This is a genomic window from Scytonema sp. NUACC21 (genome assembly GCF_054684315.1).
Genome location: NZ_BAAFZH010000104.1, coordinates 125,472 through 142,449, shown reverse-complemented (window position 1 = coordinate 142,449; position 16,978 = coordinate 125,472). Strand labels below are relative to the sequence as shown.

Below are 16,978 nucleotides of genomic sequence, written 5' to 3'. Positions count from 1 at the left end.
GATAATGTTTGGCTCTAAGGGTGCTGATGTATTTAATGCAGCAGCTGGGGTTTTAACTGTTTCTCGAAGTTTGTTTGTCAGCGCTGTTGTATCGGGGGCTACATTTGTTGATGGCGGTTTGGGTGTCGCTGGTCTTGTGATGGGACGGGTAAGCGTTGACTGTCTGAGTTTGTTTGTCAGCGCTGTTGTATCGGGAGCTACATTTGTTGATGGCGGTTTGGGTGTCGCTGGTCTTGTGATGGGACGGGTAAGCGTTGACTGTCTGAGTTTGTTGGACCATAGAGATTGTGCAACTCACACTGAAGACGAGCAAAAAAGCGTTCGGTGAGGTCAAAGGGTAAGGCTTCACCGCTACAAAAAACTTGCCTTAAGCATGCACAAGCTTCGATATCCGGTTCTTCCAGAAAAATCTGGAGCATAGAAGGAACAAAATGCAGTGTTGTAATCTGCTGCTTTGCAATGAATTCTACCAGGTAAGCACTATCTTTATGCTTACCTGGTTGAGCTATAACAACGCAGCTACCTGTTAACAGGGGCCAAAAGAATTCCCAAACAGAGACATCAAAGCTAAATGGGGTCTTTTGCAACACGCGTTCGGCTGCCGTTAATTGGTAAGTTTCCTGCATCCAGAGCAGGCGGTTAACGATTCCACGATGGGTATTGACAACACCTTTTGGTTGACCTGTTGACCCGGAAGTATATATAACATAAGCCGAGTTTTCAGCATATACTTTGCACGATGGGTTTCGATCGCTGGCTTGGGAAATACTTAAACAATCGGTATCCAAGCAAATGAGCTGGGTTGTTTGCTCGTGAAGTTGAGTCAAGAACTTGTGTTGAGTTAGCAATACTGATACCTGAGAATCAGCTAACATAAAGCTCAGACGTTCTGGGGGGTAGTCTGGGTCAAGGGGTACATAGGCACCTCCAGTCTTAAGAATACCCAGTAAACCCACAAGCATCTCTATAGAGCGTTCTACACAGATACCAACTAAAACCTCAGTTCCCACCCCTAATGTTTGTAAGTAATTAGCTAACTGATTAGCACGAGCGTTTAACTCGGCGTAAGTTATGTGTTGTTGTTCAAATATGACCGCCAAAGCATCAGGTGTCCGTTGAACCTGTTCTTCAAATAGCTGATGAATGCATTTGTCTTTTGGGTAATTGGTTTGAGAATTGTTCCATTTTATTAATAACTGGTGCAACTCTTGTTCTGTTAGCAGTGGCAGCTGAGCAACCCGAACATCGGGGTCTGCTAAAATCCCCTCTAACAACATCTGGAAATGTCCCATCATTCGACGAATAGTGCTTGCCTCAAACAAGTCACTGTTGTACTTCCACATCCCCATGAGTTCGGTGTTAGCTTCAATCAGTGATAGGTTCAAATCAAACTGAGCAAAAGTTTGCGGTAGCTCCAGTGGTGTCATGGTCAACCCAGGCAAATCCAGCACTTCTATTGGGGCGTTTTGTAGCACAAACATCACTTGGAACAGCGGATGGTTGCTTAAACTCCGCTTCGGTTGCAGCGTTTCTACTAGATGCTCAAAAGGCAAGTCCTGGTGAGTAAAAGCATCTAGAGTCATCTGCCGCACCCTGAGCAGCAACTCCCTAAAGGTAGGGTTTCCTTGTAGGTCAATGCGTAGTACCAAGGTATTGACAAAAAAGCCAATCAATGGTTCAATTTCCTGGCGGTTGCGGTTGGCAATGGGAGAGCCGATAACAATGTCTTCTTGATTGCTGTAGCGTGACAGCAGCAAAGCAAAGGCGGCTAGCAAAGTCATGAAGAGGGTCGCTCCCGCCTGTTGGCTTAAGTGCTTGAGCTTTTGGGTCAGGTCTGTGTTGAGTACGAAAGTCTCAGTACTTCCCCGAAGGCTTTGCACCATTCTGCGAGGTCGGTCGGTGGGTAACTCTAGCAGCGCTGTTGAATCTGCAAGCTGTTTTTTCCAGTAGTTAAGTTGAGTTTCCAAAACTTCTCCACTCAGCCACCGCCGTTGCCAAACAGTGAAGTCAGCATACTGAATCGGTAACTCAGGTAATGGAGTGGATGCTCCCGACTGAAAGGCTTGATATAAAGTGGATAGTTCCTGGATAAATAAGCCAATCGACCAGTCATCGGAGATAATGTGGTGCATGGTTACTAGCAGCACGTGGGATAATTCCCCAAGCTGTAGCAGGGTAATGTGCAGCAGTGAATCGGTGGCTAGGTCAAAGGAGCGTGTTTGCTCTTGTGCAATCATCTGTTGTACTTTTGCGGTTTGCTCGGATTCAAGGAGCGATCGCAAGTCCATAACAGGGATAGTCACCGCAGTGGGTGCAACGATTACCTGGGTGGGAGTTCCATTAACTGTGGGAAAGACGGTACGTAAAATTTCGTGGCGGCGTACAATTTCCGTAAAGGCTTGTTCCAAGGTCGCGATCTCAAGCTTTCCCGTCAGTTGTACGGCTAATGGTATATTATAAGCCGCACTGAGTCCTTCCAATTGGCACAAAAACCACAGCCGTTCCTGTGCCCAACTCAGGGGTAATGGTTCACCATTCCCGATCGCAGGATAGATCGGTTCAAGAGTAGAATTTGGAACAGATGTCCTACAAATCTTCTCAATACGTTGAGCTAAGTTTGCAACTGTAGGTTCTTCAAACAGGTAGTGTGGAGTCAGTTCCACCTGGAAAATGTTCTCTAAACGTAAGACTATTTGAGTAGCTAGCAGCGAATGCCCTCCTAACTCAAAAAAGTTGTCATAAATGCCAATTGTCTCAATGCCAAGCAGTTTTTGCCATATAAGAGCCACTTTTTGTTCAAACTCATTGCGGGGAGCAACGTAAGTATTACTGAGTTTGGGTCGCTGATGTAAAGGTTTGGATGAGTTGACTTTCTCCAAAGCTTCCCGGAAAAGTTTTGCTTGGTGCTTGGACTCCTGTTCGCGCCGAAGTTGGAAATCACGGGTTGAGATTAATACCTGAGTGAATATCAGAGGGGTCATATTACCCAAGATACAATCAAATACTTCTATACCCTCTTGGGGCAATATTCCTTGTTGCAGATTCTGAGAATACAGGTCTTGCAATTCAAGGGGTACACTTGTACGGGCAGCCATTCCTACTTCTTGCCAAATATCCCAGTTAATAGCTATTGTCAAGAAACCTTTTTTTGAATTTTGGTAAGCGCTAAAGGCGTCAAGAAAGGCGTTGGCTGCTGCATAATCTACTTGTCCAAATTCCCCAAGGATGGATGTTATTGACGATACCAGGATGAAAAAATCTAACTTAACGTCTTTCAGGAGATGGTCGAGAACTAAAGCCCCTTTCACTTTAGGAGCCAGAATTTTTGCAGCTTCTTCTGGTTGTTTGTGCTGGGTCATCCCGCCCCCAGGAACTCCTGCCGCTAGGATAACTCCATCGATCTTACCGAAACGCTGTTTTGCCTGAGCGATCGCTACAAGCATTTGTTGCTCGTCAGTCACATCAACGCTTTGGACTAAAACTTCAGCGCTCAGTCTTTCTAGTTCCTCAATTTTCTTAATTTTGCGGCTGACGCTGTCTTGGTCATCGTGATTTAGCAACCAAGTGTCCCACTCCTCTGGTTGAGGAAAAGCTGAACGACCTGTGAGGATAAGCTTTGCTTTTACAGTTTTAGCAAGATGCTCGGCCAAAACAAAACCAATACCACCCAATCCACCGATAATCAAATATACCCCTGCTTCCTTTAATCGGTTCTGGTGATGGCGTTGCAATGGAACTTGTTCAAAAGTTTGTATCCAACGATACTTACCACGATAAGCAACAATCGGGTCAGCAGCATTGCTTCGTAACTCACACAGTAACTGTTCTACTAGTTCTTGCGCTACTGCCTCTTGGTCTGGAAAAACAACATCCAAACTGCGACAGCTAATGTGAGGATATTCTTGGGGAATCACCCTCACAGGTCCGAGTACAGTTGCTTTTTCTGGACATACCACCTCTTCTCCTGTGACGTCCTGTAAATTGTTCGAGACAATCGTAATTTGCAACGCCTCAGATACATTCTGTTTGCCAAGAGCCTGGGTCAGAAAAAGCAGACTATAGAAACCCAAGTCTTGGGACTTTTCAAGGTTTAATAGCGGCGATTGGATATTATCCTGTGGTGTAACTCCCCACATATGAACAATTGTTTTTGGGTATTTACCCAGAGATCGCAACTGTTGGAGCAAAGCATCATAATCTCCACGTTGGCGAGGATTCAGACTCACCTCAAAATGGTTTTGTTCGTCATCTTGTTTGCCATCTTGAGATTTATTCACAAAAGAAAACGCTGAACCTATCCTCACCGTAACTACATCTTGTCCTTCTAACTTTAGCTGCTTTACCAGTTTAGACCCCAAACCACACTCATCCACAAAAACCAGCACGCTAGTTTGCATTTGTGTTTGACCGTTTTGGCAACTCAGCAGTGGCTTACGCCGCCATGAAGGAATGTAAAACCAGTCTGCAATATTTGAACTTTTGTGTAGATAAGACGTATTGTTTGCTTCTTTGGCAGGGTCAATCCAATAGTGCTGGTGCTCAAAAGGATAAGTTGGTAAGGGTAAGCGGTGACGATGTTCATCCCTATAGAAACCAGACCAATCTATGTCTACCCCTGCAAGCCAAAGATTGCTCAAAGTTTTTAGCAAGAAAGCAATATCTGATTGCCGATCCTTGGGATGGCGAATTGAAGTCAGTACAATTTTATCAGTTATATTACCTAAATATTCTTTTGTGAGAGTGCTTAATGTGTGCCCAGGTCCAACCTCTAGCATAATTTGCTCCGACCCCTGACAAAGCTGTTGCAGACCGTCGGCAAATTGTACAGTTTGGCGTAAGTGTCTGACCCAGTACTCAGGGTCAGTTACCTCCGCCGCAGTCACCCAATTTCCTGTAAGATTAGATACATATGGAATTTGAGGTGGGTGCAAGGTAATTTTGTTGATTTGTTGGCGAAATAACGTTAAGATTGGCTCCATCATTATTGAATGGAATGCGTGAGAGGTATGTAAACGATGGCACTCCACTCTCTGTTGAGCTAAGTGTTTTTGCAATGCCTCCACAGCTGATAATGTCCCTGAAACTACGCAAAGGGATGGTCCATTAATTGCCGCTAAGGAAAGGCTCTCACTCAAAAAGGGCTCCACCTCTTTTGCTGGCAGTGGAACTGAGAGCATTGTACCGGGAGGCAATTGCTGCATCAACTGTCCTCGTTTAGCCACCAAAACTAGAGCTTCTGGAAGTGAAAAGACACCAGCCAAACACGCAGCCACATATTCACCAACACTATGACCGATCGTTGCGTGAGGATGAACTCCCCACTGCATCCATAATTGGGCTAAAGCATACTCAACTGCAAAAAGCGCTGGTTGGGTAATGGCAGTTTGCTTTAATTTTTCTGCTGCTGCTCCTTCCTGCTCTGGGGGAGGGTAAAGTATATTACATAAATTCCACCCAAATTGAGAATTGAGGATTTCCGAGCACTGCTCAATATAGTGACGAAATATCGGCTCATTTTGATAAATTTCCCAACCCATATTTACGTACTGTGAGCCTTGACCCGGAAACATAAATACAACTGGTCGCTTCTCTGATTCCCGTACTGCAGAGAAAACACGTTGTGGGTCTTGGGTTTTTAGTGCGGTTGCTGCTTCCTGAAGGGTTTGGCAAACCAGCGCTCGTCGATGCTTAAAAGCTTTACGCCCGTGATTCAGCGTAAAAGCAACATCAGCAAGGTTAATGTTAGGATACCGTTCAAAATGCTCGAGTATTGAAGCAGTTGCAATATCGAGTGCAGAGCTAGTTTGAGCCGATATTACCAGTAATTGCCACGGTCTAGATTCTTGAGAAGGTTCAAGGGTCGGGGCTTCTTCTAAGACAACATGAGCATTTGTCCCACCAATACCAAAAGAACTGACCCCTGCACGACGAGGAGTTCCGTTTGTTTTCCACTCTAAAAGATTAGTATTAACGTAAAAAGGGCTGTTGGACAAATCAATTTTAGGATTTGGGCGCTCAAAGTGCAGAGTTGGAGGTAAGCGTTTGTGTTTCAGGGCTAGAACTGTCTTGATGAGACCAGCGATACCAGCTGCGGTATCCAGATGTCCAAAATTGGTTTTGACCGAACCAATAGCGCAAAAATGATTATTTTGGCTGCTAGCGCGGAAAACTTGTGTTAAAGCAGCGATTTCTATAGGGTCTCCAAGAGCTGTTCCTGTACCGTGGGCTTCTATATAAGTCACAGTTTTAGCCTCAATCCCTGCTATAGACTGGGCTTCTGCAATTGCTGCTGCCTGACGTTCTACACTTGGTGCAGTATAGCCCACCTTCAAAGAACCATCGTTATTGATAGCCGAACCTTTAATAACCGCATGAATACAGTCCCCATCTGCGATCGCATCTGACAACCGCTTAAGGACAACGATCCCCAGACCACTACCATCAATGGTACCCTGTGCTTGAGCATCAAAAGCCCGACAGTGCCCATCGGGAGAGAAAATATCACCTGTGTGGTACAGATATCCTGCCTTTTGTGGAACGCGGATAGAAGCGCTACCAGCTAGTGCCATATCACATTGGTAATTTAGCAACCCTTGGCAAGCCAAATGCACTGCAACTAATGAAGTTGAACAGGCAGTATTAACGTTGACACTCGGGCCTGTGAGATTTAACTTATAGGAAATACGTGTAGGGGCAAAATCTTTATCGTTACCAATAAAAATAGAAAAGTCACTCACCGAGTCTAGTAACTCGTGATTTTTAGCCAGGTTTTTGAGTAAATACTGATTAAAGCCAACACCAGCATAAACGCCTATTTGACCGTCGTAGGTTTCAGTATTGTAACCAGCATTTTCCAGGGCTTCCCACCCACACTCTAAGAGCAGGCGGTGCTGTGGGTCCATAACTTCTGCTTCCAATGGAGATAAACCAAAAAAAGCGCTGTCGAATCCTGCAATATCTCCTATCGTACCGTGGGCTTTAACATAATTGGGTTTTTCCAGTAGCGATGGAGCTACACCTGAGGATAATAACTCCTCATCGGTAAAAAAAGTAATAGACTCAACTCCGTTACACAGATTCTGCCAAAATTCATCAATGTTCTTAGCTCCGGGAAAACGGATAGCCATACCAATAATTGCTATAGGATCTAAAGCATCAAGCACGCTGTCTAGCCCCATTCTTCTCAACCTCCTTTTTTACGTTGCTTTGATATTTGTTGTTGCTTTAAAAGTGCTTCCCTTTGCTTTCCTGTTCGGTTGTGAATTTTTTCTAAACTAGTGGGTTGTTGTGTGTTTTGGTTGAGATATTGAGCCAAAGCGCTAATCGTTGGATATTTGAATAAATCAACAATTTCAATATCTGTCTTCAAAGCTTTGTGTATCTTGCGGTTAAGCAAGATGATGAGAAGTGAATTACCTCCTATGTCAAAAAAATTATCATAAATACTGACCCTTTCGCACTGAAGAACTTCACTCCAAATTGCCGCTATAGCTGCTTCTGTTGCTGTGCGAGGACCTACAAAGCTGTTTTCTAGAATTCTTTGGGAGACATCAGGCGCTGGTAAACGACGGCGGTCTACTTTTCCGTTAGGCGTAAGAGGGAGTGTATCCAGCATGACAAATGTACTGGGCATCATGTATGCCGGAACCCTCTTTCTTAATAAATTACGTAACTCATCAGCGGTTACTTCTTGATGTTGTGCTAACACTACATAAGCAACCAAGCGTTCTTCTCCTGGTCGATCCAATGAAGCAATCACCACGACTTCGCGCACCATCGGATGTTGACTCAGTGCAGCTTCGATTTCGCCTAATTCGATACGAAAACCATGAATTTTAACTTGATTATCCAGCCGACCGAGAAATTCAATGCTACCATCGCTCTTGTAACGACCTAAATCCCCAGTTTTATACAACTGCCCTTCTAGAGAACTGCTAAAGGGATTTGGAATAAATCGCTCCTTAGTTAACTCTGGATGGTTGAGGTAGCCCCGTGCTAATCCAACACCGCCGAGATGAATCTCTCCAACAACGCCAATTGGTACCGGTTGTAGATACCGATCCAAGATATAAACCAGGGTATTGGCAATTGGCTTTCCAATTGGTACTACTGCAGGCAAGTTGTTGATGTCTGCGGTAGAGCCTTCTAATCTGCAAATCATTGACCAAATAGTCGTTTCTGTTGGACCGTAGAAGTTCCAAACTTTACTACCTGTCTCTAGTAGTTGCTGAGCAAGTTTACCAGTTAAGGCTTCTCCGCCACAGAAGACTTTTAGTGGCTGAGTACCCGACCAGCCAGAAGCTAAAAGCATTTGCCAGGTAACGGGAGTTGCTTGCATTGCAGTAATCTGTGAGGCAGCCAGTTCGCTCAATAATCTAGTACCATCAATAGCAATTTCACGACTAGCAATGATGACCTTTGCGCCAACAATCAGGGGTAAAAAGAATTCTAGTACAGAGATATCAAAACAAATAGTTGTCACCGCTAGGAGGGTATCAGCAGAGGTCAATTCTAGGCGCTGACGCATTGCTTCTAAAAAGTTGACCGCAGATTGGTGGGAAATTTGAACACCCTTAGGTCGCCCAGTTGAACCAGAGGTATAAATGATGTACGCTAAATTACGAGCAGAGACAGAACTAAGTGGGCTATCTAGGGTTTGCCAAAAGTCCATATCCAAGCAGATAACCTTTGCTTGATGTTCTGGTAAAGAATCCACCAATTCTTGCTGAGTAAGTAGCAGCGATACCCCAGCATCATTGAGGATATAGGTTAGACGTTCTTGGGGATAAGTGGGGTCTAGAGGAACATAAGTACCGCCAGCTTTAAGAATCCCCAGCAAGCCCACCATCATATCTAAAGAGCGCTCTACATAGATACCAACTAGAACCTCTGGTTGAATTCCCATTTCCTGTAGAAAATGCGCTAATTGATTAGCCCGTTTGTTTAATTCCCGGTAAGTCAAACTCTGGGTTTCAAACTCCACTGCTACAGCGTCAGGTGTTTTCTTCACCTGCTCTTCAAAAAGCTGATGGATACATAAGTCAGCAGGATAGTAGGTATCTGTTGCATTCCAGCTGACTAACAACTGATGTTGCTCTACACTAGTAAGCAAAGACAATTGCCAAACTGACTGTTCCGGATTACTTGCGATCGCTGCTAGTAGGGTCTGAAAGTAACCTAACCAGCGCTCCACAGTAGCGGCTTCAAACAAATCTGTACTGTAATCAGCCTCTACTAGTAGTGTTCCATCCCCCAACTCAACGATATTAAACTGGATGTCATAGGCAGCAAAACTAGTTGATTGAGATAATATATTGACTTCCAAACCTATGAACTCCGGTACAACTGCTCGTTCCAAGTTAAACATGGTTGTAACCAGTGGAGTTCTGCTTGTATCTCTTTTAATATCCAGTTTATCAATCAATTTAGCAAAATGGTAATTCTGGTGTTCGTAAAGCTCTAGCAGCAACCCCTTAATAGTTGCCAGATAATCAGAAAACGTTGGTTGTCCAACAATACGACTACGTATAGGCAATAGATTAGCACAATAACCCACAAGCTTGTCACTTCCCGCAAGTGTTCGCAGGCTCGTAGGAATGCCAACAATAATATCGTCTTGCCCTGTAAGTCGGTGTAGCAAAACAAAGTAAGTTGACAGCAGTGTCATAAACAGCGTGCAACCTTTTTCTTTGCTCACTTTTTTCAGGGCTTGACAAAGTTCGGTATCAAGTATTACATTCCTCCGACTTCCTTGATATGTTTTAATTGGTGGACGAGTGCGGTCTGTAGGAAGTTCTAAAACTGGTATACCGTCAGAAAATTGTCTCAACCAGTAAGATTCATGGGCATCCATCGCCTGGATCTGACTTTGCTGCTCGTGCCTGGAGATGTATTCCCGAAATTGCATTGGTGATTCAAGGGAGGAAGCAACATTTTGGCACTTTGCAGAATACAGCTCTCCTAACTCCTGGATAATCAAGCCCATAGACCAACCATCCACAACAATATGATGAGCCTTAAGCACCAGCAAATGGAATTGCTCCTCTAACTTTAGGAGACGAACGCGAAAGAGGGGTTGATTTATCAACTCAAACGGTAACTTGTTCTCAAAAGCCAACCACGCTGAGATTTTCAACTCCTGTTCGCGGACATCAAACCCGGAAAAGTCAATTACCGGAACCTGAATTTTTACCTCAGGTAAGATTTGCTGAGATTCTCCCTCAGGGTTAATAATTGTTCGCAGTGCTTCATGACGGTCTACAATCTTCTGTAGCACCTGTTGCAGAATATTGAGGTGTAATACTCCCCGTAATTGAAGATTGATAGAGACATTGTAGGCAAGAGAACCTTCATCTCCTCCTATCTGTGCCAGAATCCAGAGTTGTTGTTGCGCTTTCGTCAGGAGAAAAGTTTTTTCTATTTTCTTCTCCTGGGACACCACAGGAGCCTTTCCTCTAGGAAAAAAGCCCCCTTCTCGTAATTCCTCTATACTTTGCTTGACAGCAGATAGTACGTAATTAATATCTTCATCAGTATGGGCTGTTGACAGAAAGCAAGTGCGACCTTCCCAAATATAGATTCCCTTTTCAATTAAGTGATAAAACAACAGATCCATTTCTAATGGCTGAAATAGATAGCTGGGGTTGTTGAATCGAAAAAGTGAGCCACAATGTACAACCGAAAGAGGTATTTCCGCTTCCTGAAAATAAGCATTGAGCCCAAACACTAACTCAGAAGTTTTTTGGTTTAGGCGCTCCTGCAGTTCTGCTCCCTCCGCCTTTAAATGTTGTAGCACCGCTCGCGCTGCCGCCATTGCTAACGGATGCTTTGAGAAAGTGCCAGCAAAAAATGTCGTTTCTACCTCAGGGTAGGAAGTATCGCCATAATACCACTGACCACCATCGATCGCATCCAGGTAAGTTGTCTTACCTGCAACGACTCCGATGGGCATCCCACCACCTAGGCTTTTACCATAAGTAACAATATCCGCCTCAACGCCAAACCATGCTTGTGCCCCTCCAGGATGAATTCGGAAACCAGTAATAATTTCATCAAAAATGAGCGCAATCCCAGCCTTTTGCGTTATGGCTGATAGCTCATGAAGAAATTCTCTTGGCTGTAAGTCTGGCTGACGGCTTTGCACTGGTTCAACCAGCACAGCAGCTAGTTCGTGGGCATGGGCTTTGATAAAATCCAGCGCTTGGGGAGCACCATAAGTAAGAAGCAGAACATCATCAACCATGTGTTGCAGCACCCCTGACATCATAGGAGCGGCTTGCTGGTTTCCTTCTCCCTGAGATACTGGGATCGCTAAGGTTCCATCAAAATGACCGTGGTAAGAACCTTTAAAAAGTACAATTTTGCTCCGACCGGTCACTGCTCGTGCCAGACGTACTGCGGTCATCACCGCTTCTGTGCCTGAATTGCAAAAACAAACACGGGAAGTACCTGTTAGCTTGCAGATAAGCTCTGCAACTTCGCCCGCCAGGTAAGACTGTGGTCCAATCTGCGCTCCTTGCTTAATTTGAGACTCCAATGCTTCAGCTATAAATGGAGCATTATGACCAAAAAGATGCACTCCAAATCCCATAGTGAGATCGATATATTCGTTCCCATCAATATCCCACATTCTAGAACTATGAAAACGCTCCCCAACAATGGGGTACAGCATCTCTTTGGTTTCAAAACGGAACCCAATTGAAGATCTTTTATCTGCAAGCACTGGGCGATAGGTTTGCGAACGCTGTTTAGACTTTTGGGTTCGTTTGGTATAACGTTCAATCAGCGCTTGTAAGTGATGTTGCTGCTCTTGATTGAGTTCTCTTGGTTGGAGTTTGTGTGCTTCCCAGTGGAAAAATGGTTTTGATGCTGGTGCAGTTACATTAGCAATAGAAGATTTTGTTTCAATAGGCTGCTGCAATGGTGAAGATTTTGTTTCAATAGGCTGCGGCAATGATAAAGTTTGGGCATCTTGGGATGCTGATTTTGGCCCACTAACCCCATTTTGAGGAGAAAATGTCTGTGGTGAGTTACTTAAACTGGTTTGCAATAATTCTAGCTGCTGAGATGTGACTTGGAGTTGTTGCTGCATCATCTGGATTTGCTGCACGATTATCTGCCCAAATCCTGCTTCTGGTATGGATGTTTGTGTAATTCCATTTGGAGGGGTTGACGTTTGCAGCGCTGGCGGGGTTGGCGGTGACTGGGGATGAGGTTTTGACCCGACAGCAGGCGTATCGCCCAAAGTCAACTCCGGGGAAAGGTTTTGGTCAATGTAGTTTGCTAAAGCCTCAATAGTTGCCAACTCTTCAAATACCTGTCGAATGGATATTTTTATTCCATAAAGGCTTTCTAGCTTTCGTGTAGCCTCCATCAAAACAATTGAATCAGCCCCCATCTGTAGTAGCGGTGTATCAAGGTCAATTTCAGCTACTCCAATATTAAGCGCATTCCCAACAAGCGATCGCAGCTTTGAAACAATCTTATCTCTTCGGTTTGTTTGAGTGAGTAAAAGATTTTGAGGTTCATTTGAATCTTTGGCTTGCGAATGCGATCGCCTAGCGTCCATCGGAGGCTCTCCTTCTTTAAACCAGTAGTGCTGTCGTTGGAACGGATAAGTAGGCAGGCATAGTCGTTTGTATAAGTAGTCTTTATTAAAACCACCCCAGTTTACATTTATACCTCTTACGTATAGCTTAGATAAACTACTCAGCAAGATTTCCCAATCTTCTTGCTGCTGCATTAATGAGGGTAACCACACTACATCATTATTTACGATACACTGTTTACCGAGTGTTAACAAAGTGGGCTTTGGTCCAATTTCTAGAAATATCTTGTAACCGGACTCCAATAAAGTATTTAACCCTGCTGCAAATTTTACCGATTCTCGGATGTGGCGTCGCCAGTATTTGCCATCAGGAACCTGACCTGATGCTAGCATATCACCTGTTAGGTTGGAAACGAAGGGAATTTGGGGAGATTGGCAGGGAACTTGATTGGCTATTTGCTCAAAGGTATCTAAAATTGGCTCCATTAGAGGAGAATGAAAGGCATGGGAGACGGATAATGGTCTGGTCTCAACTCCTCGAGCTGCCAAAGCCACTTTCACTTCCTCCATAACCTGGCGCTTTCCAGAAATCACAATGTTTGTCGAACCGTTATATGCGGCGATTGCGACATCTTGAGCGTGGGACCCAATAGCACCACGCACCTGTTCTTCATCAGCAAACACAACTACCATCGCGCCATCCTGCGGTAGAGTTTGCATTAAACGAGCCCGTTGGGCAACCATCTTCAATCCATGTTCAAGACTGAAGACTCCTGCACATACGGCAGCAATGTATTCACCAACACTGTGCCCTAAAACAGCACTGGGTTCAACCCCCCAAGACTTCCACAATTCAGCGAGGGCATATCCTAGGGCAAAAATTGCTGGTTGAGTATAAGCTGTTTCATTCAACAGTGGATTTTGGATGTTAGAGCTACTTTCTTGTGGAGATGTTACCTGTGGAGCAAAGTGGCACGATTTTGGATAAAGAATGTTGAGTAAAGACTGATTGAGTTCAGGTTGCAAAATTTCTGCACAGCGTTCAATAGAGGAGCGAAAAGTAGGTTGGGTTTCATAGAGTTGGCGTCCCATGTTTATATACTGAGACCCTTGACCAGTGAATAAAAATGCTATTTTCTGACGCTTTTTGCTGATGAGTTGACTACTCACCCAGGCTGGTGTATCCCGACGGGCGGTGAAAGCATTTAACTGCTCGCGCATCTGTTCAGTTGATTTAGCGACAACCGCCAGACGGTGTTGAAAATGCGATCGCCCTGTATTGGCTGTAAAACAAACATCCCCTAGCGGTAGCTTGGGGTGAGAGGCTAAGAAATTTTCATAACGCTGTACTAGTTCTCCCAGTGCCCGCTCACATTTTGCTGAAAGCGTCAAAATATGAGCAGGAGGTTCTATAAAACCTTCTTTTTGACCCTGAACCTTGAGCCCTTGACTTTCTTCTAGGATGACATGACAATTCGTACCACCAAAGCTAAACGCACTTACCCCAGCAAAGCGGCGTTCACCTTGAACCGACCAAGGAGTGCATTCAGTAGCAGTAGGAATAGAGAATGGAGTCCCTTGGAGAGAAATATAAGGATTGAGCTGTTTCAAATGTAAGTGGGGTGGAATTTCCCGATGCTGTAGTGAAAGTACCACCTTGAGCAAACCAGCAATTCCAGCAGCATTTTCCAAATGACCAATATTGGTTTTGACCGAGCCAATCCAACAAAGCTGTTCTGGCTTACGACCTTCCATAAGTACGGCTTTTAGAGAATCAAATTCAATTGGGTCTCCCAAAGGAGTACCGGTGCCGTGAGCTTCAACATAGCTAATCTGCGCTGGTGCCACAAGAGCGTTTTTCAAAGCTTGGCGAATAACCGCTTGCTGGGAAGGTCCATTAGGGGCTGTCAGTCCATTGCTGAGCCCATCTTGGTTAACAGCCGAGCCTTTGATGATTGCCCGAACATTGTCTCCATCCATGAGAGCATCCTGAAGGCGCTTGAGTATAACTACACCGCAGCCCTCTCCCCGAACATAACCGTCAGCACTAGCGTCAAAAGTCTTACAGCGACCATCTGATGCCATCATACCAGCATGGGAGTAAGCAATAGTTGGCTCTGGAGATAGCATCAAATTGACCCCACCAACCAAGCACAGATTGGTTTCCCTACTCTGCAAACTTTGGCAGGCAAAGTGGACGGCTACTAGAGACGAAGAGCAAGCAGTTTCTATCGCCATACTAGGTCCCCGTAAATCGAGCATATAAGACAGACGATTGGCTGCTATGCTGGGCGTACAGCCGATGGCAGTGTAAGCGTTTATGCAAGTTAAATCCCTTAATTGCAAGCTGGTATAGTCTTGGTTTCCAATGGCAATAAAAACACCCGTCTGACTGCCTGCTAGCTTGTCCGGTACTATTCCTGCATTTTCTAGAGCTTCCCAACTCACCTCCAAAACTAGTCTTTGCTGGGGATCGATTTGCTTTGCTTCCCGAGGGGAAATCCTAAAGAAGCCTGGATCGAACTCAACTACCTGCTCCAGAAAACCACCCCATCGGGTGTTCATTTTTCCTGGTATTGCTGGCTTTGGGTCGTAGAAGGTTTCCAGATCCCATCGCGGTTTTGGAACCTCAGTAACTGCATTTACACCGTTACGCAACAGATCCCAGAATGATTCGGGATCGTTTGCTCCTGGAAAACGACAGCCAATACCAATAATTGCTATGGGTTCCACTTCAAAGCCTCTCATTGTAATTTGTCATTTATTCTTGGTTATACAAATAACCAAGGACTGATTGCACGCTGCCTACTAGTTCTGAGTCACAGACCTTGAGAATTGTTTAAATGCCTTAACGTTACTTTGAATAGCCTTACTAATAGAGCTGCCTGCACTCATCAGGCGCATTTCACGATTGACAGGCCACAGGTAGTCAATGGGATCGAAAAATCGACGTAGTGCTGACAACAGGGTTCGATGAAAGTTGAGATTTACATGAAAACCTTGGTGTTCGTGACACAAGCACCTGTGCATCCACTCAAGTGCTTCTGAAGCAGACATATCAAATAGAGGAGACTGCAACAGTCTGTAAAAAGAGAGCATGAAATAGGCGTCATCTCGGAATACACTAACTAAACCTCCCGAAAGCCCACTTAAAACCTTAATTTGCGCCATGTATACAGTGAGATTAGCTAGAAATTTTTCGTATGCTGTTGGCTTTGAAAAGTCTTTGTACAAATCTTGTGCGATCAGTCTAGAAGTCGTAGTATGGAAAGACTCATCTAGTAAATGGTAATAGGAGACTGCTGTTGGAACTGGGATAAACCCACTCTCCTTTTCTAACTGTTTGAAGTGCTTGTAATAGAGATATTCATAGTTTTTCAAAGATATATTTGCAATTATCCGGATTGCATAGTACTGCGACGCTAAAAAAGGCGAACTCCCCCAGTTTAAGATGAAAAACTTTTGTAAAGGTTCTTCTGCTACTAGTCCAGCAAGACCACCACTCATAGCTGGAATGCATTTTTTGTCTATCTTCTGTAAATCCTTCAAATAACTCGAATAGTAGCTTCCTTGGCTTTTATGCATTGTTGTAGTTAGAAAGCGAAAGGCACGGTCTTGGAACGCCTTAGAAGATGCTGTCTCCCAATTGAAGTTGAAGAACTTTAGTAGAGGTTGAGGTGTTAATCGTCTTATACTACCATCTCTTGCCAATTTATACGACTTGCCAAGCAAGGGAGCGTTCAATGCTTTCTTACCTAGTAAAGCTACCTTTGTCTTGTAACCAATACTTTGAAAGGCGTGTATGTGGCAAAATTCCTGATTGGTTTCCAATTCTAGCTCTTGACAAAGCGTTTCGCAGCCACCCAAGTTAGAAAAAACACCAGCCGTTACTTGATTGCCAAGCACTGTATTACTTTCGCTAGCAGCAGTATGACTATATTGTGCCGTCCAATAAAGGTGATTGAGTGCTATTCTTTGGGAAGAGGAAGCCTCTTCGTAGAGTGGGGTGCCGTACAGAGTTGAAAGCTCGGGAGGACCCCAATAATTATTGTTGTTGCTACTGTAATCAAAGTTCTTGTCTAGCTCTTCTATTCTTTCAGTGTATTCTGAATTCGAGTTTCGCTGATAGTTGATTTCTGTCAGTTTGATATGCTTCTTTATGTTTTCTTGGAGTAAGGTGGAAAATTGATTTGTTGACTCTGGTAATTTAGCGGGCTCGCTCATCAGGATCTCCTTAAAGGATGTCTGAAAAGTTATGGACAAGTGATTTCGATCGCGGAAGTTACTTGAGCATCAAACGAATCATTGCAACATAAATAAACGCCTCTGTTGTCTCAGGTAGAACCTCATAGTCTTTGCTCAATCTGCGACACTCTTCAGATTTGCCAATCGCTACAACGGAGGGGACTCCCGCAACGCACTGGCTCATCA

The 16,978-nt window shown here is 44.4% G+C and carries 4 protein-coding genes; all 4 read right to left on the bottom strand.

Annotated features, from left to right (window positions below; all coding sequences use genetic code 11):
* Window positions 1-197 precede the first annotated feature (197 nt).
* The 4 genes from ACYRY3_RS36095 to ACYRY3_RS36080 are packed head-to-tail and all read right to left on the bottom strand — an operon-like array spanning window position 198 to window position 16,976.
* Window positions 198-7,178, bottom strand: coding sequence for an SDR family NAD(P)-dependent oxidoreductase (locus ACYRY3_RS36095; RefSeq protein WP_460206530.1), 6,981 nt, complete (start codon window positions 7,176-7,178; stop codon window positions 198-200).
* A 5-nt stretch (window positions 7,179-7,183) separates the two neighbouring features.
* The gene (locus tag ACYRY3_RS36090; protein ID WP_460206529.1) at window positions 7,184-15,295 is read right to left on the bottom strand and encodes an amino acid adenylation domain-containing protein; all 8,112 of its coding nucleotides are present in this window, start codon (window positions 15,293-15,295) and stop codon (window positions 7,184-7,186) included.
* A gap of 60 nt (window positions 15,296-15,355) precedes the next feature.
* The gene (locus ACYRY3_RS36085) at window positions 15,356-16,771 is read right to left on the bottom strand and encodes a hypothetical protein (RefSeq protein ID WP_460206528.1); all 1,416 of its coding nucleotides are present in this window, start codon (window positions 16,769-16,771) and stop codon (window positions 15,356-15,358) included.
* Between the two features lie 58 nt (window positions 16,772-16,829).
* Complete coding sequence (locus tag ACYRY3_RS36080) at window positions 16,830-16,976, bottom strand: hypothetical protein (RefSeq protein ID WP_460206527.1); 147 nt, start codon at window positions 16,974-16,976, stop codon at window positions 16,830-16,832.
* Between the last annotated feature and the right edge of the window lie 2 nt (window positions 16,977-16,978).